Here is a 23,694-nt window from a genome sequence, read left to right on the forward strand (position 1 = left end):
ACTTATCAGTCATATAAAAGGAGAACACGACAACCATGCAAGAGCATCAGCATTTCGTTCCAAATCGCAAAAAGAGGTTAACCACCCTTATCCCTCTGAACGGACCCTGGAGAAACGTAGTGGATACGGCATCCATTATTTTTGGTTCGTTTCTCATTGCGGTAGCCTTTAACTTATTTTTATTACCTAATCAGATCGCTTCAGGTGGAGTATCCGGGCTGTCTATTCTCGGAAAGGAATGGCTGGGGCTCGAACCCGCATACACGCAGTGGGCCATTAACATTCCACTACTCATCGCAGGCTTTCTACTTATTGGTAAGCAATACGGGATCCGTTCGGTACTCGGCAGTATTGTGCTGCCCCTATTTGTTTATCTGACAAAAGACTGGGCCATTCCCACGATGAATCCGTTGCTCGGATCTCTGTATGGAGGTATCGGTGTGGGTCTCGGCATCGGCATTGTATACCGGGGAAGAGGTTCAACAGGTGGGATGAGTATCCTTGCCAGAATCGTACAGAAGTACAGCGGGCTTAGTTACTCTCTTTGCGTGGTGATCATGGATGCTACCGTTATTATTATGGCTGCATTTGTATTGTCGTTGGAGCAGTCACTTTATGCACTGATTGGGCTATACGTTACCGGAAAAGTCATTGATGCCGTGGAGATGGGACTTGGTTACTCGAAGGTTGCATACATTATCTCCAACAAGACGGAGCCAATCACCAAAGTCATTCTTGCCGATCTGGATCGTGGACTAACGAAGCTGGAGGCAAAGGGTGGTTACACGGACGACCAGCGTACTGTATTGATGGTCGTGGTTGGGCAAAATGAGGTGCCGAGACTGAAGGCACTGATCCGGTCCGTGGACCCGGGTGCTTTTGTTATTATCAGTAATGCGCACGAAGTGCTCGGCGAAGGCTTCAAGCGAGACGAGGCATAATTTCAGTTAGTGCCCATTAAAGTTTCGCTATAAAATAAAAAGCAGGGATGTCCATTCCAGCCAAACATGGCGGAGGATGTCCCTGCTTTTTACGTTTTGAATTACCCTGTTACAAAATTGGAGAAAGTAAGCGGGAGATCGCTTCTTTGAAACGAATCTTCAGGCTGCGCTTGTTGTACTCCTCCTGCGTCATCTCACGGGACACCTTAAGGTCATGCTCGAAGGTATCAACCAATGCTGTGGCGATGACCTCATCATACATAAAGGCATTCACCTCAAAGTTCAACCGGAAACTGCGGTAATCAATATTGGCCGTACCCACCGATGCGACCATACTGTCGATAATAAGCGTTTTGGCATGGATAAAGCCGTTATCGTATATAAATACTTTTGCTCCAACTTTCAACAGCTCACCAATGTAAGACAGTGTAGCCCAGTATACGAAGGCATGATCCGGTTTATTGGGAATCATGATGCGCACATCGATACCTGACAGGCACGCGAGACGTATGGCTTCGAATACACTGGCATCCGGGATAAAGTAAGGCGTCTGAATCAGAATGGAATGTTTGGCCCCATTAATCATCTTCAGATAACTGTTCTTGATGTGCTCCGTCTCTGCATCTGGTCCGCTGGAGACAATCTGCATCGCCGTCGTTCCTGTACCCTCAATATGTGGGAAATGTTCAGGAACATATGGGGTATCATGCTGCTTGGATGCTTCATTCCAATCCAGAAGGAAGCGCGTCTGAAGCGCATGAACGGCATTTCCCTGAATCCGCAGATGGGTATCGCGCCAATAACCGAATTTGGAATTCAACCCGAGGTACTCATCACCCACGTTAAATCCGCCGGTATAACCGAGGTTACCGTCAATGATGACGATTTTACGGTGGTTGCGGTAGTTCATACGCAGGTTGATCAGACTGAATTTTGATGGGAAAAAGACTTCCACCAAACCGCCTGCTTCGCGCAATTCTTTGAAAAAGCGGTTTGATACCCGCCGCGACCCAAGCGCGTCGTACAGCAGACGAACCTTGATGCCTTCCCGCGCTTTGCGGATCAGGGCATCCCGAATGCGTTTACCCAACCGGTCGCCCCGGTAAATGTAATATTGTACGTGCACATGATCCTGCGCGGCTTCGATATCATCGAGTAACCGTTGGAATTTGTCCGTTCCATCCGTGATGATCTCTACAGCATTGTCTTCCGTAAGGAGAGCACCGTTCTGTTTCAAATTCATGTAGATCATGTCCTGGCTGCTTTCGGTGGCTCTGTTGTTAAATGGCGTCCGATTATCATGCAGCTGTTCGAGCTGTGCGGCAATGCGTTCCTCCAGACCTAGCTTCTTTCTCTCTTTCCATTGGAACAGCCGGTAGCGGGTCAGATTCTGACCTGTTAGTAGATAAAGTACGAACCCAAGCACAGGAATAAAGTTCAATACAAGCAGCCAAGCCCAGGATGCACTGGCATCCTTGCGTTCGAAGAACACGACTGCCGCAGCGAAGATAATATTCAGGCCCAGGAGTACCATAAGTAAAATGGATTCGATATGCACTGTAGTCCCCCATGTCTCGTAATGACCAACGTGAATCCATTCATAAACCCTTCCTCGTGTAGAATTTGTTATGAATAAGACCTTGGTATGTAATGTTTCCTATAAAACGTATTTTAGCAGAAGTATTCGGGTTCGTCCGCAGATATTGGAAAGATATGTTCGGATTTGATAAGAATCCATGTGAAATTGATGGTAGAGTGTTGTATTTATATAACTAGAGTCGTATAATAATACACAAATATGCATAGAAGCGACGGAATTACAGTGTGAGGGCCGTTTGAGGGCATGAGCATCGTATAAGTATCGCATACAACAGGATTGGGGGAGCGAGAGTGAGTAACAAATTGAGAGTGGCAATTGTCGGTTCCACCGGCTACGGCGGGGTGGAGCTGATTCGTTTTTTTCAGAACCATCCACAGGTTGAAATCACTTCGGTGATCTCTTCATCCAGCAGCGGCGAGTCTATTGCAGACGGATTTCCGCATTTGACGGATGTGATTCGCAGGCCACTGGATGGCGTAGTTCCAGCTGAGATTGCAGAACGTGCAGATCTGGTATTCACAGCTACCCCATCCGGAGTAAGCGCAAAGCTCGTTCCAAGCCTGCTTGAAGCGGGGTTGAAGGTGATCGATCTGTCTGGTGACTTCAGATTGAAGGATGGAGCCGTGTATGAACAGTGGTATAAACACCCGGCTCCGCCGAGTGATCTGCTGGAACAGGCTGTATACGGGATGGCCGAAGTGTACGGGGATGAAGTAAAAGGCAAAAACTTTATTTCCAACCCGGGCTGTTATCCTACAGCTACCCTTCTTGGACTTATTCCTGCAGTGGAAGCAGGATGGATCGATCCATCCACGATTATTATCGATGCCAAATCCGGTGTATCCGGTGCTGGACGGGGAACGAGTCTGACGAACCATTATGCAGAGATGAACGAAAACTTCAAAGCCTACAAACTCAACAAACACCAACATATACCTGAGATTGAGCAAGTGCTCGGCAGTATTACGGGAAGTCCGGTTACGGTGACGTTTACAACGCACCTGGTTCCAATGACACGTGGGATCATGAGTACGATGTACGCAAGCCTGGTGGGAGAACACAGTGATCGGGACCTCGTAGATCTGTACCGTAAGTATTATGAGAATCGGCCTTTTGTGAGGGTACGTGAACCAGGAATCTGGCCTTCGACCAAAGAAGTGCAAGGCTCCAACTACTGTGATATCGGATTTGCAGTTGATCCAAGAACCGGACGCTTAACAATCATATCGGTCATTGACAACCTGGTTAAGGGTGCTTCCGGGCAAGCGATTCAAAATATGAACCTGATGATGGGATGGGAGGAAAACCTCGGGCTGAACATGACGCCGGTATATCCGTAAGGAAGGGGAACGGGAGAGCAGGGAAATGCACTTCCGGAACCGTTCAGGAGACCATCGGAATCGGGATTAGCAAGCGGTTAATCGGCATGCAGCCGAACGCACACGGGGGATAACATATGGGAACAAATGTGAAGCAACAGGCTTACACCGTAGTGGAAAACGGAACGATTGTAACCCCGCGCGGGTTCGCTGCTGGCGGACTTCATTGCGGATTGAAAAAAACATCACGCAACGATATCGGAGCGATCCGTTGTGAAGTGCCAGCCACGGCAGCGGCCGTGTATACGACGAACGTATTCCAGGCTGCGCCGCTGAAGGTAACTCGCGAGAGCTTGAGCAATGGACGCCTTCAGGCTGTTGTTGTTAACAGTGGTAATGCCAATGCTTGTACCGGACAACAGGGCGAAAAGGATGCGTATGCGATGCGTTCGGCAGCCGCACGTGAACTTGGTGTAGCTGAAGAGGATGTTGCAGTGGCATCGACTGGTGTAATCGGTGAGTTGTTGAAGATGGACGCAGTACACTCCGGCATCAGTGCACTGCCGGCAAGTTTAGGGCAGGATGCCAATGAAGCGGAGCAATTCTCTCAAGCGATCCTGACGACTGATTTGGTAAAAAAGGAAGCCTGCGTATCTGTCGTTGTAAACGGCAAGAACGTTACAATTGCTGGTGCAGCTAAGGGATCAGGCATGATTCATCCCAATATGGCGACGATGCTCGCATTTATGACGAGTGATGCGGTTATTGGCGCAGAAGCACTGCAAAGTTTGCTGCGTCAGGCAACCAACCATACCTTTAATATGATCACCGTAGATGGAGATACGAGCACGAACGACATGCTCGTTGCAATGTCCAGTGGGATGGCGGGGAACGAAGAATTAACCACGGAACATCCGGACTGGGACGCTTTTGCTGCAGGCTTCACTTATGTGTGTGAAGTGCTGGCCAAAGCCATTGCACGTGATGGTGAAGGGGCAACCAAGCTGGTCGAGGTGCAGGTTACGGGTGGAGTGAGTGATGAATCGGCACAGGCGATTGCCAAAACGGTTATCGGCTCAAGCCTGGTGAAGTCAGCAATGTTCGGTGCGGACGCAAACTGGGGACGGATTATTGCAGCCGTGGGGCGTGCAGGACAGCCGGTTAACCCGGACACCGTGGATATCCGTTTGGGAGATATCTCGGTACTTGAGCAGTCCCGCCCAGTTGTATTTGACGAAGAAGCGGCGCTGGCCTACTTGCAAACTGATACGGTTCGCATTGTGGTGGATCTGCACCACGGCGAAGGAAACGCTACAGCATGGGGCTGTGACCTGACATACGATTATGTAAGAATTAACGCGGCATACCGAACTTAATAAACGATCTTTTAACTATCTTGTGTTATTCAATATTAACAAGTGCAATTTTACATGGTAACGGAGAGGGCAGGACCAATCTGAAGAAGCGAAGCGCTCGCCTTTATCCCCGGATTTTACCCTTTAGAAAAGGAATCAAAAAATCTGGGGATAACAGCGATCGGAAGATGGTGCTGCAATCGGAGTGGCATATGTAAAAGGTTTGGTTTTATATAGAACGAAAACACGAAGGGAGTGCTCCTCATGAATTCAACATTGCAAAATGAGAGTGCCGGAGTGGAAAAAGGTGCAGAAAAGCAGACGTTTGTCATGAAATGTGGAGGCAGTACAATCGCGGCTTTGCCAGAATCCTTTTTTGCGGATTTGCGTGACTTGCAGTCCCAGGGAACTCAGCCCGTCATCGTGCATGGTGGAGGTCCGGCAATATCGGAGAATCTGGCGAAGCTAGGCATTGAAACCGAGTTCGTGAATGGACTCCGCAAAACGACCGAACCCGTGCTGGATGTTGTGGAGATGGTTCTGGCCGGGAGCATTAACAAACAGATCGTACGCCTGATCCAGCGCGTCGGAGGACATGCGCTGGGCTTGTCCGGCGTAGACGGTGGTTTAATCCAAGCCAAACCTGTGACGAATCATGCAGAGATCGGCTGGGTTGGAGACGTAACAGGCGTTCAAGCAGAAATCATTCAGGGCATAGTGAACATGGGATATATGCCTGTAATTGCACCCGTAGGCGTGGATGCAACCGGACAACGGTATAATATCAATGCAGATACAGCCGCAGGTGCGGTAGCTTCCCACCTCGGTGTAAGCCGGATGATCGTTGTGACGGATGTACCTGGAATTATGAAGACCGTTAACGGGGAGAAAAAAGTACTGCCATCGGTCTCCGTACAAGAGATCGAGGACATGATTCAAACCGGAGAAATCTACGGCGGCATGATCCCTAAGGTGCGCGCAGCGATTGCTTGCATTCATGGCAAAGTGCGTGAGGTTATTATCGTGGATGGAAGCGAACCACAGATCTTGAGCCGCGTGCTGAAGGGCGAAACGATCGGAACCCGAATTATCCGCATGCAATAAGGTGAATTTCAAGCAAACGGATAGATTAATATACTGTACGGATTCTATATAAGTTAAATAACAACGTTACACAAGAACGTAGAGTGCAGAACCAATCTGGAGAAGCAACGCGTTCGCGTTTATACCCGGATGTTAACCTCTAAAAATTTGATCACAAAAATCCGGGGATAACAGCGATCCGAAGATGGTGCTGCAATCGGAGTGGCTCTGTGTAGGTTGGTTTGTCTTATATGGAGTACCGGTATACTTACAAAAAGGAACAGGAGTGTGAAAGGTGATGGCAAAAGGCAATGAACAGCCAGGTTCTGGCACAGCAGTAGCGGGAGCAGCAGCAACAGGTGCAGCGGCACAGACGGAAAGCTCTCTTTTCCAAACGTATGCGCGTTATCCAATCAGTCTGGTCAAGGGTAAAGGCAGCTGGTTATGGGATGATCAGGGCAACCGTTATCTCGACTTCATGTGCGGACTCGCTGTAACGAGCCTTGGCCATGCACCGGAGAAAGTGGGAGCCAAGCTGAAAGCTCAGATTGATGAGCTCTGGCATGTCTCCAACCTGTTCCAGATTCCGGGTCAGGAGAAAGCAGCTGCGTTACTAACGGCCAATACTTGTGCTGATGCGGTGTTCTTCTGCAACAGTGGCGCTGAAGCCAATGAAGCAGCCATTAAGGTCGCACGTCGTTATCACCAGAAGGTGAAAGGAAACGACCGTTATGAAGTCATTACGTTTGCCCAGTCCTTCCACGGACGGACACTCGCAACACTGACTGCAACAGGGCAGGATAAGGTGAAAGAAGGATTTCTGCCATTGCCAGCCGGATTCGTGACCGTTCCTTTGCATGATATTGCAGCTTTGGAAGCAGCGATTGGTCCTAAAACAGCAGCGATTATGCTGGAAATGGTTCAAGCCGAGGGCGGAGTATATCCGGTTGAACCGGAATTCGTCAAGCATGTACGGAAATTGTGTGACGAGCATGGTCTCTTGTTGATCGTAGACGAAGTACAGACCGGAATGGGACGTACAGGCAAGCTGTTTGCACATGAACACTATGGCATTGAGCCAGATGTGTTTACGGTAGCCAAAGGGATCGGCAGTGGTTTCCCGGTAGGCGCGATGCTGGGTAAAGGTTTCCTGCGGGATGCGTTTACGCCAGGCAGCCATGCAACGACATTCGGGGGTACACCACTAGCTTCTTCTGTGGTGATTGCCACGATTGAAACGATGTTGGAAGATCGCTTGCCTGAACGCGCTGCTGAGATGGGTGACTACCTGATGAGCTCCCTGCGGAATCGTTTGGCAGACAACTCATTTGTAAAGGAAGTTCGCGGATTGGGGCTTCTGGTCGGAATCGAATGTGCAGAGCCAGTAGGCGATATCGTTTTGGCCGGACAGAAACGTGGCATTTTGTTCGTGACCGCAGGGCCGAATGTCATTCGACTGCTTCCGAATCTGTATGTGAGCAAGGAAGAGATTGATGAAGCGGTATCCCTGGTGGCAACGTTGATTGAAGAGCACGTAGCAGCGAAGAAGGCTTAATCAATTCTGGCAAAATGAAAAACATACTGTACTGGGGCCTCGCATGGCCCCGGCGCAGAACTAGATGATGAATCCCTGCAGCCGCACGGTGAACCTGCGGAAGAGAGCAAGTCATAGCCTGCCTGGCGTGCGCTGCCACGGCTGCTCTCTTCTGCCCGAGCGGGTGCAGGGAACCGGATATAAGGAGGACAACATTCACATGACAGCACAACAAACGGAGAAAATCCAGAAGATTGATCTTAGAGGCCGTGACTTTATTGAGTTTACGGATTACACAGCCGAAGAGATCCGCTACTTGCTGGACTTGGCCATTGAGATCAAAGGCAAGCAAAAAAACGGCGTAGCCTATCAACCGCTGAAAGGCAAAACGATCGGACTTATTTTTGAAAAATCATCCACACGTACGCGTGTATCCTTCGAAGTAGGCATGTTCCAGTTGGGTGGACACGCACTCTTCCTGAGTAAAAACGATATCCAGCTTGGTCGCGGGGAAACAACGCATGATACAGCTAAAGTATTGTCCCGCTACCTGGATGGCATCATGATTCGTACCTTTGGACACCATAATGTAACTGAATTGGCGGAGCATGCCGATATCCCGGTCATTAACGGCCTGAGCGATGCCGCTCATCCGTGCCAAGTACTGGCGGACTTCCAAACGGTATTGGAGCACAAGGGCAAACTGGCTGGCCTGAAAATGGCTTATGTCGGTGATGGTAACAACATGGCTCACTCTCTCATGCTGGGTGCAGCGAAGATGGGAATGCATGTTGCTGTAGCGACGCCAAAAGGGTATGAGCCGGATAGCGCAGTGGTAGAGCAGGCGCGCAGCATTGCGAAGGAAAGTGGTTCTGAAGTGACTGTGACGTACAGTGCTCAGGAAGCTGTGAAGGATGCGGATGTCGTTTATACCGATGTCTGGGCAAGCATGGGCTTTGAAGAGGAGCAAAAGGTTCGTGAGCAGGCCTTTGCTGCGTACCAGGTCGATGAGGAACTGATGAAAGGCGCGAAGCCAGATTATATGTTCCTGCATTGTCTGCCGGCACACCGCGGGGAAGAAGTAAGCGCGGGTGTAATTGATGGACCGAACTCCCTGATCTTTGATCAGGCAGAGAACCGACTGCATGCACAAAAGGCCTTGATGGCCGCGTTAATGAGCGAATAGCCGCTGTTTGTCTAAATGGGTTGATTTTAGGCGCAGGGTTAGCGATGATAGATGAAAGTTTATAGTAACTGAATTTGGGGAGGACCAACGAACATGGCTAAGGAAAAAATCGTACTCGCCTACTCCGGCGGGTTGGACACATCTGTAATTTTGAAATGGTTGAAAGAAACCTATGATGCAGAGATTATCGCATTCACTGCAGATATCGGACAAAAGGATGAGCTGGACGGTCTCGAAGAAAAAGCACTCGCTACCGGCGCTTCCAAAGTATATATCGACGATCTGCGCGACGAGTTCGCCAAAGACTTCATCTACCCGATGTTCCAAGCGGGTGCTCTGTATGAAGGACAATACCTGCTCGGCACAAGTATCGCTCGTCCGCTGATCGCGAAACGCATGGTCGACATCGCTCGTGCAGAAGGTGCTACTGCTATCGCTCACGGCGCTACGGGTAAAGGGAATGACCAAGTTCGTTTCGAGTTGAACGCAGCTGCGCTGACACCAGACGTCCAAGTGATTGCACCTTGGCGTTTGGAAGAATTCCGCAACCAGTTCCCGGGACGTGCCGAGATGATTGCTTATGCAGAGAAACACGGTATTCCGGTAACGGCATCCGCAGCTAAGCCTTACTCCACAGACCGTAACCTGCTGCATATCAGCTATGAGAGCGGTGTGCTTGAAGATCCTTGGTTTGACCCAAGCACGGACGAGAACAAAGACATGTTCCTGCTCAGCAACGCTCCGGAAGATGCACCAGATCAAGCAGAATACGTTGAACTGGAATTCGAACAAGGCAACTGCGTAGCCCTGAACGGTGAACGTTTGAGCCCACTTCAAGTGATGGAGCAATTGAACGAGCTGGGTGGCAAACACGGTATTGGCCGTGTCGACATGGTTGAGAACCGTTTTGTTGGCATGAAGAGCCGCGGGGTATACGAGACACCAGGTGGAACGATCCTGTTTACAGCACATCGTAAAATGGAGTCTATCACCATGGACCGTGAAGTCATGAACCTGCGTGATAGCCTGATCACCCGTTACAGCACACTCGTGTACAACGGATTCTGGTTCGCACCGGAACGTCTGGCGCTGCAAGCGCTGGTAAGCGAAAGCCAGAAAAACGTAACAGGCACCGTGCGTGTAAAATTGTACAAAGGCAATATCATTGGCGCAGGCGTGAAAAGCCCTGTCAGCCTGTACAACCCGGACATTGCTACGATGGAAGCTGATCCAACGCAAGCATATGATCAAGGCGATGCAACCGGCTTTATCCGCCTGAACGCCCTGCGTCTGAAAGTGAATTCCGGCGTGGAACAAAACAAAAAATAAGTTTTTTAAATAGTATCATATCAATACCAATATAACTTTACAGGGCAGGCCGTTCTTGCACATCGGGCAGGGGCGGCTTTGTCCATGAACGAAAGGGGAGAACTCACCGTGAGCAAGCTGTGGGGAGGACGTTTTACCAAACAAACCAATCATCTGGTTGAGGAATACACGGCATCAATCAACTTTGACAAAGCTTTGGCTGAGGAAGATATTCAAGGCAGTCTCGCCCATGTAACCATGCTGGGCAAATGTGGTATTTTGCCTGCGGAAGATGTGGAGACGATTAAGGAAGGTTTGATTACAGTACTGCACAAAATCCGTGCAGGCGAAGTGGAATTCTCTGTTTCGGATGAAGACATCCACATGAACATTGAGAAGAACCTGATTGAAACCATTGGTCCTGTCGGTGGCAAATTGCACACAGGTCGCAGCCGGAATGACCAAGTCGCAACAGACATGCACTTGTACCTGCGTGAGCGTGTAGTTGGTTTTGTTGGCATGCTGCATGCGCTGCAGGAGGCGTTGATCGGACAGGCCAAGGACAACCTGGATACAATCGTACCGGGCTATACCCATCTTCAACGTGCACAACCGATTCTGTTCGCACATCACCTGATGGCGTATGTCTCCATGTTCCAACGGGATGCAGAGCGTCTGATGGACAGCTACAAACGGATTAACGTTCTGCCACTGGGTGCAGGTGCGCTTGCAGGAACAACATTCCCGATTGACCGCCACTTCGTGGCCGAACAGCTCGGCTTCGACGGGGTGTACGAGAACAGTCTGGACGCGGTTAGTGATCGTGACTTTATCGTGGAGTTCCTGGCAGCTGCTTCCCTCATCATGACTCACCTGTCCCGTCTGAGTGAAGAACTGGTGCTGTGGAGCAGTACCGAATTTGGTTTTGTTGAGCTGGACGATGCGTTCTGCACAGGCAGCAGCATTATGCCGCAGAAGAAGAATCCGGACGTTCCGGAGCTTGTTCGCGGTAAAACAGGACGTGTATACGGTAACCTGATCGGTTTGCTGACCGTCTTGAAATCCCTTCCTTTGGCCTACAACAAAGACATGCAGGAAGACAAGGAAGGCATGTTCGATACGGTTGCTACACTGGAAGGTGCGCTGCAATTGTTCGCCCCAATGATTGCGACAATGAAAGTGAACAAGGACCGGATGCGTCAAGCGGTGAATCAGGACTTCTCCAACGCTACGGATATTGCCGACTTCCTCGTGGGCGAAGGCTTGCCATTCCGTCAGGCGCATGAAGTCATCGGTAAAACGGTGCTGTATTGCATCCAGAACGGTAAGTATTTGCTGGATCTAAGCATTGATGAGTTCCGCCAGTTCTCCCCATTGTTCGACGACCGCATCTACGATGTGCTCCAACCGGAAGCGGTGGTTAACGCACGTAACGTCTATGGTGGCACAGCTTCTGGACAAGTGGCTGAAGCCATTGGACGCAGTGAAAAGTTGCTGGAAATTACGGCGCAATGGATCACAAGCCGCGGCTAACGCCACGGCTGCTATGCATTGTTTATAAGGAAGGAACGCCTTCTTAAAACCCCTCAAGTCTGGAGTGGGTAAGAGATTCTGTTACATGAACTCTTACCGCAAGACCTGAGGGGCTTTTTTTCTTTTCAGGAGATTATACACCCGTGTTTAAACTGAAGTTCCAGCAGAAAGGTGTATTTATCTATGTATGGTTAGGAAGGGAAGAGTGGACTAGTACCTGTCATTCCAGGATAATGAATATTTAGAATTTGTGCTAAGTCCTTTAGTGACTTTGGAGCTGTGTGTTATATTCCTTTCCGAATTCTTGGATCTTTCAGACTCAGATAGCTCCATTAACAAGGTTTTCAGCGTGTTAAAGGTTTGAAGTCCAATGTACTTCAGAAGCCGTATCTCCTTCTCACTTGCGTTAACAATATCTTCAATGCAATCGTAACCGTTCCTTCGCAGGATGTTGATTAACTTTTTTATTGTGTTTTCAGGAAATAATTCAGCATCAGCAACTTCCAATAGACATGTAATATCTCTGGATAGGGTTTTGTCATCTAAAGATAACCGATCTCCTAATGTCACAATCTTCATCATCCGATGATTTCCTTTACCGTTATGGCCGTTGTTTTAGTGAGATCAAGGAAATCCTGATTATCTAGTGCGATTAAAGGGCGAGTAGGGTAATTTCTATCGACGAGAACGATTTTACCTTGTCTCCCATCGGATAACAAAACTTCACAACCGAGTTGGGATGCCATTAATGATTCCAAAAAGGTTAACCCAATCTGGGATTCCAGACGATTATCCATAATTTCTTCGTGAATCATATTAACAACATTGAAGAAGGGGTGAGCTTCTCTGTATGGACGAGGGGATATCATGGCCATATAAATATCAGCAAGAGCGACTATTTTGCTCAGAGGGTCGATCTGATCTCCTTTTAAACGATGCGGATAACCACTGCCATCTTCTCTCTCATGATGCTCAAGTGCAACCAAGGCTACACGAGGACTCGCCATGGAGTTCTTCAACATATCATGTCCCCAGATCGTATGCTGTTTCATGATTTCATACTCATTTGCATTGAATCTGGACGTCTTGTTCACTAAATCCGAAGGAAGTTTGGTTGAACCGATATCATATAAAGTTGCTGCAGTAGTCAGTGTCTTTAATTCCTGTTCATCCAAGCGAAGTTGTTTCCCCAGCTTGGTTGCAATGAATGCAACTCCCATGTTGTGGGTATAGCGAAAATCCCGTGTTCCCTTTAGCTCTGAAAGAAGTCGGAACAAACTTGCTGAATTCGATGTGTCCATGATAACCGAAGTTAATTTATCTTCAACTTCTTCAATATCCACTGTTCCGGTGAGTTCGAGGCTGTCTTTCATCCCCTTAAGATAGGACTCCGTTTGCTGAATGAGCTTTTTAGTTGGGATAGAAGGAAAATGTATACGCGGCTGATCGATAGAGTGTATCTTATCATCAGTCTCCTCATCCTCTTCGTTAACTTCTAATGCTGACTCTACATCCAAAATATGAATATTGAATTTTTTTAGTTTGTCGATATGTTCAGGAAGAAGAAAGGTGCCTTTGGCTATCAGAAGTACGCCTCTAACATCCGTAATATTCTGTTTCAAATGTTTCCCTACCAAGTCATCGTAATCTTTAAACTCCATACAGACTTCCCCCAATTTTTATGTAATATATGTATGAGTAACTCTCATATATAAGAAAATAAGAGTTGTTAAATAACTTAATAATAGAGTGTATTAACTATATTTGGTTTGATTCTATTAGTTGAGACGGCTCATCTTATATCTTCGTCATAATCACATTTTTATGTTATGGTTCTTTAGATACATTTAAGACAGCTAAATACTTGATACTAATTACTTACTTGAAACAAATATATGAGACGTTAGAAGGATGAGTTAGTGAGGTATAGTCCTGGTGGCTTATATATCTCAAGACAAATACCCGCTCCTTTAGTAAGAAAAGCGGGTAAAGCGATTCAAGAATATTAAATCTGGAATAAACGTTTTTGTTTAGCGAGAATTTAAGAGAAGAGTGCGTGCCTGTAACCCGAAAATCCTCTAACTTTCTTTCATTGCTCCAAGCGCTTCCCTTTAGTTCCGCTCAGGCAGTGGCAGCCATCGCAGCACATTCTGAATCTTCTCATCCCAGTATGCCCAGTCATGTCCGCCAGGTTCTTCTTCATAGGTCAACTGAAAATCGGTCTGTGCACAAGCCTCACGGAAAGATTGGTTCTCCTCATACAGGAAATCTTCCGTGCCGCAGCATTGATATAGAAGTGGACGCGGCCCTTGGCTTGTCTGACTTTCTTTTAGCAAATGAAGCAGGTCATTCTCCGAGCCCTTGATCTCTGGTCCGAAGATGCGCTCCATTTCGGTCTGCTGCAGTGCAGAGAGAATTTTGTTATCCATATGTGCAGCCATATCCAGAGCCCCCGATAAGCTTGCTGCTGCGGCATATTGCTCCGGTTTGCGCAGGGCCAGTTTGAATGCTCCATAACCACCCATGGACAAGCCTGCAACATAGTTGTCTTCCCGTTTAGAAGACAGCGGGAAGAAGGAACGTGCCAGTGCAGGCAGCTCTTCACTGATGAATGTCCAGTAACGTCCGCCTTCGACCATATCCGTATAGAAGCTGCGATGAACTTGCGGCATGACAACGGCAATTCCAAGGTTCGCCACATATCGTTCGATGGATGTCCGGCGCAGCCAGATGGAATCATCATCGGATAGACCGTGCAGCAAATACAGCGTAGGATGCAGTCCTTTGCCTGAAACGTTCTCCATCCCAATCTGATTATGAGTCTGCTGTGGCAGAATAACATGCATGCTCGTACTGAGTCCTAGCGTGTCGGAGTAAAAATCACATTTAATGAGTGCCATCTCTACAAAGTAACCCCTTTCATGAATTCATTAACTGAATGTTCCGATCTGAGTTGAATGCGGTCATAGTTAATGGCTCCTTCGTTTCTATCACACAGGTTATACCCAAACCCTTTCCATTGCAACAACAACATTCATAGCTAAAGAAAGTGATGTATTAACTAAGATCAGACATTGTTCAATAAGAAAGTTAAATGGATGATGGTTAATTGAAGTTAATTCTGAGTAAAATGATTTCTAAGCTTCACAACGTAACAATGTTATGTTACACTGTTTTCAACACAAAGGGGGACCATATATGACGGATGAATTGATCTCCAAAAAAGACTTGTTGGACCTCACGGGGATTTCCTATGGTCAGTTATACCGCTGGAAGCGGAAAAATCTTATTCCGGAAGAATGGTTTATTCGGAAGTCTTCATACACGGGGCAAGAAACCTTTTTTCCTAAGCAGCAGATCCTGACTCGTATCGATAAGATCCTCAATATGAAGGATGGATTATCACTGGATGAGCTGGCAGATGTATTTTCACCGACACTGGGTGAGGTTGAAATGTCTGCGGAGCAATTAATGGACCGAAACATTGTTTCATTATCTTCGCTTGAACTGGTAAGGGAGGCAGGGCGGGAACAACCAATGTATGCCCTGGAGCAGATTATGATGCTATACGTCCTTGAAAAGCTGTTACTTAGCGGTGATATTACCCGTCAGGAGGGCTCATTGCTGATAGATGTCATGTCTGAGCATTATTATCGTTTTGCAAACAGAGCAAGTGAGCTGCTGCTTATCCGTAAGATGGGCGTACCGACTTTCATGCTTACTGGTTCAGGATCAGAGCTATATTTTGATCAGGGCGTCAAAGTGGTACTGAGAATTCCGCTGGGCACGTTTATGGAAGAGCTGAAACTTAAATTGGGATAAAGGGGAGAATGGACATGGAAGAACGTCATTTGAGAAATGATCTGAATGTATCAGGCTTGAGCCAAACAGCAGGTGGAGCTTTTCACCGGGTTTCCATTGATGGCATGGCTAAAGTAAACGGCAATCTGGATTGTACCTCCTTGAACGTGAATGGGACGTTGAAGATGCATGGAGCCTTAAGTGCGGAAAGTGCAACCATTAACGGCATGTGCACGCTGAATGGTCCTTTGAACAGCTCCCGTGTTCGTGTGGATGGCATGACAACCATTCATGGAAACCTCAGTAGTCCTGAGCTTGAAGTAAACGGCAAATGTACCGTACGTGGACGAGTGGATGGAGAACGTATCGATATTGGTGGCATGATCACGATTGATGGTGACGTACAATGTGAGTCCCTGAATGTACAGGGCAATATCAAAATTAGTGGCTTCCTGAATGCAGGATCCGTTGAGATTAAGCTGCATACATCTTCTTCAGCCAAAGAGATTGGCGGAGAACGTATTGATATTCGTCGAAAGGAGCAAAGTGGCTTTTGGAAAAGTATCGGTCTGGGCGGTACTCCATCCTTTAAAACATCCTTAATTGAAGGGGATGAGATCGTATTGGAAGATACGGAGGCTGATATTGTTCGAGGCAGCAAGGTATTTATCGGCCGTGGCTGCAGCATCAGGCTTGTCGAATACTCAGGCGAGCTTGAGATTGATCCAGATGCCAGGGTGGGCAGCAGCCAGCGCATCTAAGTTGGATTTTGAAAAAAGGGAAGTGATTCAATTGGATAACCATATCGTTAGTCCATCAGACAAGAAAAGTAACTATAGTATTATCGGTGAGGGCAGCTCCGCTGGCGGTGTGTACGCCAAGGTCAAGGTTGTAGGAGATTCCACCTTCAACAATGACTTATATTGTGATCAATTCAAATGTACGGGCACGTCGGTCATCTACGGATCTCTTGAATCAAACGATATTAATATTACGGGAACCCTAACCCTAACAGAACGAGTTATCGGCCCTGAAGATGAGAGTGGGAGTGGCGTATCCGGCTTACATGCAAAAGCTGAAAAAATGAAAGTGGTAGGTGAGTTTCATCTACCAGGTGACTGCCAGGCAGAGAATATCAAACTCAATGGTCGTTTTACGGTCGGAGGCATGCTTACTGCTGAACAAATGACACTTAAAATCATGGGTCCGTCTGAAGCCATGGAAATTGGTGGTTCAATCATCTCTGTGAAGAGTGGCCGAGGGAAGCTGCTCGATGGTTGGTTCGCGAGTAATGCAAGTAACCCATCGATCCTCAAGGTAAGCCTAATTGAAGGAGATGACATTGAGTTAGAGAACACAGTAGCCGAAGTTGTCCGAGGAGATAAAATAAAAATTGGCCCAGGCTGCCGAATTGGTACAGTTGAATACCGTTCTTCTCTGCAGATCCATTCACAATCCGAAGTTTTGGTTCAGCGCAATCGGTCCGTGGACTGATTATTGGGGACGGCTTTTCGGATATACTATTTCAGTCATATGAATAGAGCGTGAATGGAGAGATTGAGTACAATGGTTGCACGAAAAAACAGTATTGGATTGGTGCTGGCAGGGCTGCTGCTCAGCATACTGATGGCTTCGATGGATAACACCATCGTGGCAACGGCGATGGGGGATATCGTCGGGAAACTTGGTGGCCTCGACAAATTTGTTTGGGTTACTTCAGCTTACATGGTCGCCGAGATGGCAGGCATGCCGATTTTTGGTAAATTGTCCGACATGTATGGACGGAAGAAGTTTTTTGTATTCGGAATTATCGTGTTTATGCTTGGTTCGGCGTTATGTGGAACAGCAACATCCATTGTGGAGTTGACCATGTACAGAGCCATTCAGGGGATTGGTGCAGGTGCCTTGGTGCCGATTGCATTTACCATCATGTTTGACGTGGTTGCACCGGAAGCGCGGGGCAAGCTGGGCGGATTGTTTGGAGCTGTCTTTGGATTATCCAGCGTATTCGGACCGCTGCTGGGTGCATACATCACACAGTATGCCACGTGGGAATGGGTATTTTATATTAACCTGCCGCTCGGACTGATTGCGTTTGTGTTTATTGCCTTTTTCTACAAGGAATCTCACCAGCATCAATCCCAGCAGATTGACTGGCTGGGTGCAGTAACGCTGATTGGTGCTGTCGTGTGTTTGATCTTCGGCCTTGAATTGGGTGGCAAAACGTATGCCTGGAACTCGTGGCAAATTCTCGGATTGTTCGCCGGATTTGCAGTGCTGGCGCTGCTGTTCGTATTTGCCGAATCCAGAGCGAAGGAACCCATTATATCCTTTAACATGTTCCGCAACCGCGTGTACTGGTCCAGTAATGTCATTGCCATGTTTAGTGGTGCGGCATTTATCACGGCATCGGTGTACATTCCCATCTTCATACAGGGTGTGCTCGGGGGCAAAGCGACCAATTCGGGTCTTGTGCTGCTGCCCATGATGCTAGGGTCAGTCGTCACCGCTTCAATGGGCGGGGTGCTGATGACCAAGATCAAATATCGGAACATTATGATCCCGACACTGGCGCTGCTGGTTCTTGGTCTTGGGTTGCTGACGACACTGGACGAAAGCTCGTCCCTATGGACGATCCGCGTATTTATGGTGCTCGTTGGTCTGGGTGTGGGAGCTTCGTTCTCCGTGCTTAGCAATGCGGCCATGAATGCCTTCGAACCACAGAGACGTGGTGCCGCAAGTTCTACGCTTAACTTTTTGCGGTCCCTCGGGATGACGATGGGGATTACAATCTTTGGGATTGTTCAGAGCCAGGTATTTACGCGCAAAATGAACGATGCCCTGGCCGGTCCAGCTGCAGAGGCAGGCGGCGCAGGAGCTGGAGTGCCAGCAGGCGGCATGCCGGAGGGCTTGAATCTGAGCGATCCGCACGCCTTGCTCTCTCCGGAGCTTAGACAGGCCATTCCACCTCAGGTGCTGGAGGCTATCACTCATGCGTTATCCTCCTCGATCGTGCAGTTGTTTGCCTGGGCGGCCATTCCGGCGGCACTGGCTCTGATTGCTGCTTTCTTTATGGGAAAAGAAAAGATGGTGATCGGCGAGGAACAGGGAGAATACACAGCAGGGCATTAATATGAAGTGAACAACAAAGACACACCATTCTGTCTCCAAGTGGGAGCAAGAGAATGGTGTGTCTTTTGCTTTGTCCAACTCTTATGGCTGTTTGGTATCACTCACGCCGTCCTCTACAACAGAAGGCTCCTCCGGATCTGGCAGGCTGCTATGACCAGAACGTGCGATAAGGCGATCCTGAGCTTTGTAGGTATCTCGCGAAATGGTTTTGGACTCCACCACTTTGCCATCCACCTTCTTGATACGTACGGTTTCCACAATGTAGCCAGGCTGTCCGTTTTGCAAAACCTGCTGGGCGCCATCCGGCAGCACATTGCTGGATACATACTTTACAGGGGCGCTTAGCGTTTCGATGGTGTGGGATTCGAGCGCGTAGCTGACATTCTCGGGAAAAGTACCAAAAAATTTGACGGTTAATTGGTGATTCTTCACTTCAGCATGGATAAGCAGGGATTTGCCTGTATTGTTCTTGAAACGGAAATTGATAGCGCCAGAAGCAAAAGTGGCGTCCAGTCCTTTCGGCAAATATTTGACCGGTATCGAATGGTTGCGCCGCTCGACAATATCGAGTCCGGTTAACAAGGCTGCATTGTATACGGTGCTGGACACTTGACATATGCCTCCGCCAACACCTGGGGTGAGACGCCCTCTCACAATAACCGGGGCTTCACGGAAGCCGTATTCCTTCTCGGCATGACGAATGATCTTTTCGTAGTCGAACATGCCGCCAGGCTCCAAAATCATGCCGTTCACGGATTGTGCCGCTGCACTGACATTATGTATGCGTCCTTCCGTGCTGCTGCCAAGCCCTGTGGAGAATTGGATGATCTTCCGCTCAATGCCTTCCTTGCGTAAAGACTCCACCGTGACTTCAGGCTGCTGGGTGTATAGCGGCAGCTGAATTAACAGTGAGGCAGGTGTGGTCCCCTTGTTCAGCACGGTGAAGTCGTGGGGAAGCTTCGCCAGCAGCCTAGCCTCCAGTTCATCCCAGGCGATCCGCCGGACGCCCTTCTCCGGGATGTACTGGACCTTGTCGTTTGCGGTAATCCGCCGGACAGCGTCTGCGGGGGTGCCGAAGGTTTCCTTTTCCCAGTCTGGGCTCAAACGTGTTCTAAGAGATTGGGTATTGTACCGTTGTTCGAGAGACCATTCCTCCGCAAAATGATAACGGGCATACGCACGTTCCCACACATTTCCTTCCTCCAGCTCTTGTACCGCCGCCCGAAAGGCGTCCGCACTGTAATTTGCACCGGCTTCTGTAGCAGTTATGTTCAGCGTCAGGGAGGGCTCATCCACCTCCAGCGTAACAGGCCAGTCCCCCAGCTTTTTCAAACGTTCATCCAGTCCTAGAAGCGCCTCACTCCGATTCACGCCCCCGACCTGCCAGCCGCCAACCTGCACCTTACCCGGCAAAGCGGGTTGATTCACATACATATACAACAATCCGTAGGAAGCGGAGCCGATAAAGAGAATCGAGAACACAACAATGACGGTCAAATGTATTTTTTTCATATCCGTACGCTCCTTTTTACTTCTGATGTTCCGCATTTCGTAACACTTTCTATATATATGATCCAATGCAGGAAAACTTTCGGGTACTCAATAGGTAACAAATTTGTTACAATATATTTTATATGTTTCCATCCCAGAGGATCGAAATAAGGGTAAAATGGATTGCTCCTGATGAATTTCAGGTCTTTTTAAAGGAATTGCCGGGATTGTGTCGAAATGATAATGGCTAACTATGTGAGCAGGAAGTGATGATGTGATAGAAATGCAGGACGTGTGGAAGACCTACGCCAATGGGACCCACGCATTACAAGGGGTGTCGGTGAAGATCGACCGCAATGAATTTGTGTATATCGTCGGTCCGTCCGGCGCAGGTAAATCAACATTTATGAAACTGATGTACAGAGAAGAAATTCCGACCAAAGGACAAATATCCATCAATGGATTTAATATCGGCAAGTTGAAACCACGCAAGATTCCTTATGTACGCCGCAACATCGGTGTAGTGTTTCAGGACTTCCGTCTCTTGCCCAAGATGACGGCGTTTGAGAACGTGGCTTTTGCCATGGAAGTTATTGAGGCGCCGAAGCGTCACATCAAGAAACGGGTCATGGAAGTGCTCGATCTGGTGGGACTGCGCAGCAAGGCGAATCGTGAACCTTCGCAATTGTCCGGAGGGGAACAGCAGCGTATTGCCATCGCACGCGCGATTGTGAACAATCCGTCAGTGATTATCGCGGACGAGCCTACGGGTAACCTTGATCCCGAGACGTCATGGGGCATTATGCAGCTGCTGGACGAGATCAATTTCAGAGGAACGACGATTGTCATGGCAACCCATAACAAGGATATCGTAAATACGATGCGTAAACGGGTTATCGCCATTGAGCGCGGCCAGATTGTACGGGATCAGATGAGAGGGGAATACGGTTATGAATTTTAGTACTCTCTTGCGCCATTTGCGGGAGGGATTCAAAAACGTATTCCGCAACGGCTGGATGTCTGTGGCATCCATTATGTCGATCATCGTGTCACTGCTCATTCTGGGGGTATTCATGCTGCTCGTGCTGAATGTGAATTCCATGGCTAACCAGGTGGACAGCCAGGTGGAGATCAGTACGTTTCTGGAGCTGAACGTGGATGAGAGCCTGCGCAATACGCTCGAGCAGGAGATTAGTGCAATGCCGGAAGTAAGCGAGATTCGCTTTGTTTCCAAGGAAGAGGGACTCAAGGAGTTCCGTGAACGTCTTGGTGACAGTGCGAATAACGTACTGGACGGTTTCGATGTGGATAATAATCCGCTGCCGGAGACCATTGAAGTTGAGGTCATTGAACCGGAAACCGTCACTTTTGTGGCGCAAAAAATTGAAGCCCTGAACGAAAAGCACCCGGAGAAGCCGATCATGAAAGTGAACTACGGCAAGGAAACGGTGGAAGTGCTGTTCAAATTTACACGCCTTGTGCGGAATATCGGATTTATTTTTGTCGGAGGACTGGCTCTAATGTCCATGTTCCTGATCTCGAATACGATTCGCGTAACGATTCTTGCCCGTCGCCGGGAGATCGGCATCATGAAGCTCGTCGGTGCAACGAACACATTCATTCGCTGGCCTTTCTTTATTGAAGGAGCACTTATTGGATTTATCGGTTCAGTGATTACGGTAGCAGTACTGTTCTTCGGTTACAGCCGTCTGCTGGCTACCATTGGCCAGGATGTATTCATGCAGATGCTTAACCTGATCCCGCTCAGCGACATTTGGTTGCTGTTTGGAACCCTTTTGATCGGACTCGGTATGCTGGTAGGTATTTTGGGAAGTACACTGTCCATTCGCAAGTCACTTAAGGTTTAATGTTTTATTACTGAAATTGCAGAAATTGTCGAAAAAGAATGACAAAGCAGGTTCACAATTGGACGCTGTTTGACGATATGTAGGGAAGACGCACTCTTAATTAGATGGAAGAAAGCATAAGAACATGATGTTCACCACCTGTGTAGGTTGCTTTCTTGTGAATTCATAGGATGGGGGATCACCATTTTGAAAAAAACAGCTTCGCTGCTGGCCTTTACGTTATTGGCCGGATTGACGCTTCAACCTTCGGACGGATATGCCAAGAGTAGCATTAGCGACATCGATCAACAGATTAGCCAGCTGGAGAGCAAGGCGGCTGCGGCCAAACAGGAACAGAAAAAGGCTGCTTCCAACAAGAAGGAAGCCCAGCATTACAAGAACAAAACCAACGCCTATCTGAAGGTTGTCATGGAGCAGATCAATGTTGTCAGTGATGAACTGGCGAACGTTTCCCTGGAAATTGAGAACACGGAAGAAGATCTTCGCACGACGAAAAAAGATCTCCAGGCTGCAGAGGAGCGCATTGTCGCAAGGGAGAAACTGCTGGAATCGCGTGTACGTCTGATGTATACCGATGGAGCCGTATCCTATCTGGATGTGTTGCTGTCTTCAACAAGCTTCTCGGATTTTCTGACACGTGCAGATTCGCTGAAAACCATTGTGGATCAGGATCAGCATCTGTTGGATGAGCACAAAAAGGACAAGCAGCTCGTTGTCGACAAAAAGGCTGAACTGGACAAGCAGTATGCGGAAGCCAAAAGCCTATATGCACAAAAGAAACAACGCAAAGCCCAGTTAAATGAAAAGGAACAGGAGAAGCAGGTGCTTCTGGCTTCCTATGATGCTAAAATTGAAGAGTCGGAAGAGCTGACGCAGGAGCAGGAAGATGTGTTGATTCAGATCGCCAGCAAGCGTTCAGCATTGCTTCAGGAAAAAAACAAACTTCGTGAGCAGCAGGCAGCCGCCGCTGCCAAAGCAAAAGCAGCCGCAGCAGCTCGGGCTGCAGCAGCAGCGAAGGCGCCAACGAAAGTCAGCACAGGCAGCAGTGAACCCGTGTATACAGCGGGCAATGGTATCTTCTCCAAACCGGTATCCGGCGGACGCATTTCCTCGCCATTCGGTCGTCGTACACACCCTATTACGGGTGAAGTAGGCAAGATGCACAATGGTACCGATTTTGCTGTACCTGTGGGAACCTCAGTTCACGCGGCATCAGGCGGTATCGTTATCATGGCAGAGTGGTACAGTGGTTACGGTTATACCGTTATCGTAGACCATGGTGGCGGACTCTGGACATTGTATGGTCACCTGCGTGAAGGCGGATTTAAGGTAAGCAAGGGAGATACAGTGAGCAAAGGCGACCTTATTGCCGAGTCGGGCAACACGGGTAATTCAACCGGACCTCACTTGCACTTCGAAGTTCGTGAAAATGGTACGCCAGTGAATCCAATGAATTACCTGTAATGGATTGCTTGTGAAGGAATGGAAAAGACATATTCCGTACAAGCTAGACATATACTAAGCTGGCATGTTCAGGGAATAG

General features: G+C 48.3%; 20 protein-coding genes. 15 read left to right on the forward strand and 5 right to left on the reverse strand.

Annotation, left to right across the window (positions count from 1 at the left end; all coding sequences use genetic code 11):
• Positions 1-35: 35 nt before the first annotated feature.
• Positions 36-941, forward strand: a complete 906-nt coding sequence (locus MH144_RS15790) for a YitT family protein (protein ID WP_239302134.1) — start codon at positions 36-38, stop codon at positions 939-941.
• A 109-nt stretch (positions 942-1,050) separates the two neighbouring features.
• Here the strand turns inward: MH144_RS15790 and cls are convergent, their stop codons facing one another.
• Positions 1,051-2,499 (reverse strand): cardiolipin synthase, encoded by a 1,449-nt coding sequence (gene cls, locus MH144_RS15795; protein ID WP_110758656.1) that lies wholly within the window; start codon positions 2,497-2,499, stop codon positions 1,051-1,053.
• A 332-nt stretch (positions 2,500-2,831) separates the two neighbouring features.
• Between cls and argC the strand changes: the two genes are divergently transcribed.
• The 7 genes from argC (at position 2,832) to argH (ending at position 11,859) form a co-directional block, all read left to right on the forward strand.
• Positions 2,832-3,881 (forward strand): N-acetyl-gamma-glutamyl-phosphate reductase, encoded by a 1,050-nt coding sequence (gene argC / locus MH144_RS15800; RefSeq protein WP_239302136.1) that lies wholly within the window; start codon positions 2,832-2,834, stop codon positions 3,879-3,881.
• Positions 3,882-3,997: 116 nt separating this feature from the next.
• Positions 3,998-5,236, forward strand: coding sequence for a bifunctional glutamate N-acetyltransferase/amino-acid acetyltransferase ArgJ (gene argJ / locus MH144_RS15805; RefSeq protein WP_239302138.1), 1,239 nt, complete (start codon positions 3,998-4,000; stop codon positions 5,234-5,236).
• Positions 5,237-5,479: 243 nt separating this feature from the next.
• Positions 5,480-6,319 carry an acetylglutamate kinase gene (gene argB, locus MH144_RS15810; RefSeq protein WP_239302140.1) on the forward strand — a complete coding sequence of 280 codons (840 nt, stop codon included), beginning with the start codon at positions 5,480-5,482 and terminating at the stop codon, positions 6,317-6,319.
• Between the two features lie 277 nt (positions 6,320-6,596).
• Positions 6,597-7,853 carry an aspartate aminotransferase family protein gene (locus MH144_RS15815; protein ID WP_239302142.1) on the forward strand — a complete coding sequence of 419 codons (1,257 nt, stop codon included), beginning with the start codon at positions 6,597-6,599 and terminating at the stop codon, positions 7,851-7,853.
• A 199-nt stretch (positions 7,854-8,052) separates the two neighbouring features.
• Positions 8,053-9,018, forward strand: coding sequence for an ornithine carbamoyltransferase (argF, locus tag MH144_RS15820; RefSeq protein WP_239302144.1), 966 nt, complete (start codon positions 8,053-8,055; stop codon positions 9,016-9,018).
• A 93-nt stretch (positions 9,019-9,111) separates the two neighbouring features.
• On the forward strand, positions 9,112-10,347 hold the full coding sequence (locus tag MH144_RS15825) for an argininosuccinate synthase (protein WP_095291411.1): 1,236 nt from the start codon (positions 9,112-9,114) through the stop codon (positions 10,345-10,347).
• A 108-nt stretch (positions 10,348-10,455) separates the two neighbouring features.
• Positions 10,456-11,859, forward strand: coding sequence for an argininosuccinate lyase (gene argH, locus MH144_RS15830; protein WP_239302256.1), 1,404 nt, complete (start codon positions 10,456-10,458; stop codon positions 11,857-11,859).
• A gap of 210 nt (positions 11,860-12,069) precedes the next feature.
• On the opposite strand, the gene MH144_RS15835 is transcribed toward argH, so the two are convergent.
• From MH144_RS15835 to MH144_RS15845, 3 genes are all read right to left on the reverse strand, one after another.
• On the reverse strand, positions 12,070-12,441 hold the full coding sequence (locus tag MH144_RS15835) for a hypothetical protein (RefSeq protein ID WP_239302146.1): 372 nt from the start codon (positions 12,439-12,441) through the stop codon (positions 12,070-12,072).
• Positions 12,438-13,520 (reverse strand): HD-GYP domain-containing protein, encoded by a 1,083-nt coding sequence (locus MH144_RS15840; protein WP_239302156.1) that lies wholly within the window; start codon positions 13,518-13,520, stop codon positions 12,438-12,440. The genes MH144_RS15835 and MH144_RS15840 overlap by 4 nt, the downstream gene beginning before the upstream one ends.
• A gap of 450 nt (positions 13,521-13,970) precedes the next feature.
• Positions 13,971-14,759, reverse strand: coding sequence for an alpha/beta hydrolase (locus MH144_RS15845; protein WP_239302158.1), 789 nt, complete (start codon positions 14,757-14,759; stop codon positions 13,971-13,973).
• A 298-nt stretch (positions 14,760-15,057) separates the two neighbouring features.
• Here MH144_RS15845 and MH144_RS15850 point away from each other — a divergent pair, with 298 nt between their 5' ends.
• The 4 genes from MH144_RS15850 to MH144_RS15865 all read left to right on the forward strand — a co-directional run bounded on the left by MH144_RS15850 (position 15,058) and on the right by MH144_RS15865 (position 18,792).
• Positions 15,058-15,681 (forward strand): YhbD family protein, encoded by a 624-nt coding sequence (locus MH144_RS15850; protein WP_239302159.1) that lies wholly within the window; start codon positions 15,058-15,060, stop codon positions 15,679-15,681.
• 14 nt (positions 15,682-15,695) lie between these two features.
• A complete protein-coding gene (locus MH144_RS15855) occupies positions 15,696-16,421 on the forward strand; it encodes a polymer-forming cytoskeletal protein (protein WP_239302161.1) in 726 nt (241 codons plus the stop codon).
• Positions 16,354-17,154 carry a hypothetical protein gene (locus tag MH144_RS15860; protein WP_239302163.1) on the forward strand — a complete coding sequence of 267 codons (801 nt, stop codon included), beginning with the start codon at positions 16,354-16,356 and terminating at the stop codon, positions 17,152-17,154. The genes MH144_RS15855 and MH144_RS15860 overlap by 68 nt, the downstream gene beginning before the upstream one ends.
• A 72-nt stretch (positions 17,155-17,226) precedes the next feature.
• On the forward strand, positions 17,227-18,792 hold the full coding sequence (locus MH144_RS15865; RefSeq protein ID WP_193723480.1) for an MDR family MFS transporter: 1,566 nt from the start codon (positions 17,227-17,229) through the stop codon (positions 18,790-18,792).
• Between the two features lie 81 nt (positions 18,793-18,873).
• Here the strand turns inward: MH144_RS15865 and MH144_RS15870 are convergent, their stop codons facing one another.
• On the reverse strand, positions 18,874-20,304 hold the full coding sequence (locus tag MH144_RS15870) for a VanW family protein (protein ID WP_239302165.1): 1,431 nt from the start codon (positions 20,302-20,304) through the stop codon (positions 18,874-18,876).
• Positions 20,305-20,557: 253 nt separating this feature from the next.
• Between MH144_RS15870 and ftsE the strand changes: the two genes are divergently transcribed.
• The 3 genes from ftsE (at position 20,558) to MH144_RS15885 (ending at position 23,615) form a co-directional block, all read left to right on the forward strand.
• On the forward strand, positions 20,558-21,244 hold the full coding sequence (gene ftsE, locus MH144_RS15875) for a cell division ATP-binding protein FtsE (protein ID WP_095291427.1): 687 nt from the start codon (positions 20,558-20,560) through the stop codon (positions 21,242-21,244).
• A complete protein-coding gene (ftsX, locus tag MH144_RS15880) occupies positions 21,234-22,151 on the forward strand; it encodes a permease-like cell division protein FtsX (protein ID WP_239302176.1) in 918 nt (305 codons plus the stop codon). The genes ftsE and ftsX overlap by 11 nt, the downstream gene beginning before the upstream one ends.
• 186 nt (positions 22,152-22,337) lie before the next feature.
• Positions 22,338-23,615: a murein hydrolase activator EnvC family protein gene (locus tag MH144_RS15885; protein WP_127540985.1), complete on the forward strand. Its 1,278-nt coding sequence runs from the start codon at positions 22,338-22,340 to the stop codon at positions 23,613-23,615.
• The last annotated feature ends 79 nt before the right edge of the window (positions 23,616-23,694 follow it).

This window comes from Paenibacillus sp. ACRRY, from assembly GCF_022346995.1.
GTDB lineage: Bacteria > Bacillota > Bacilli > Paenibacillales > Paenibacillaceae > Paenibacillus.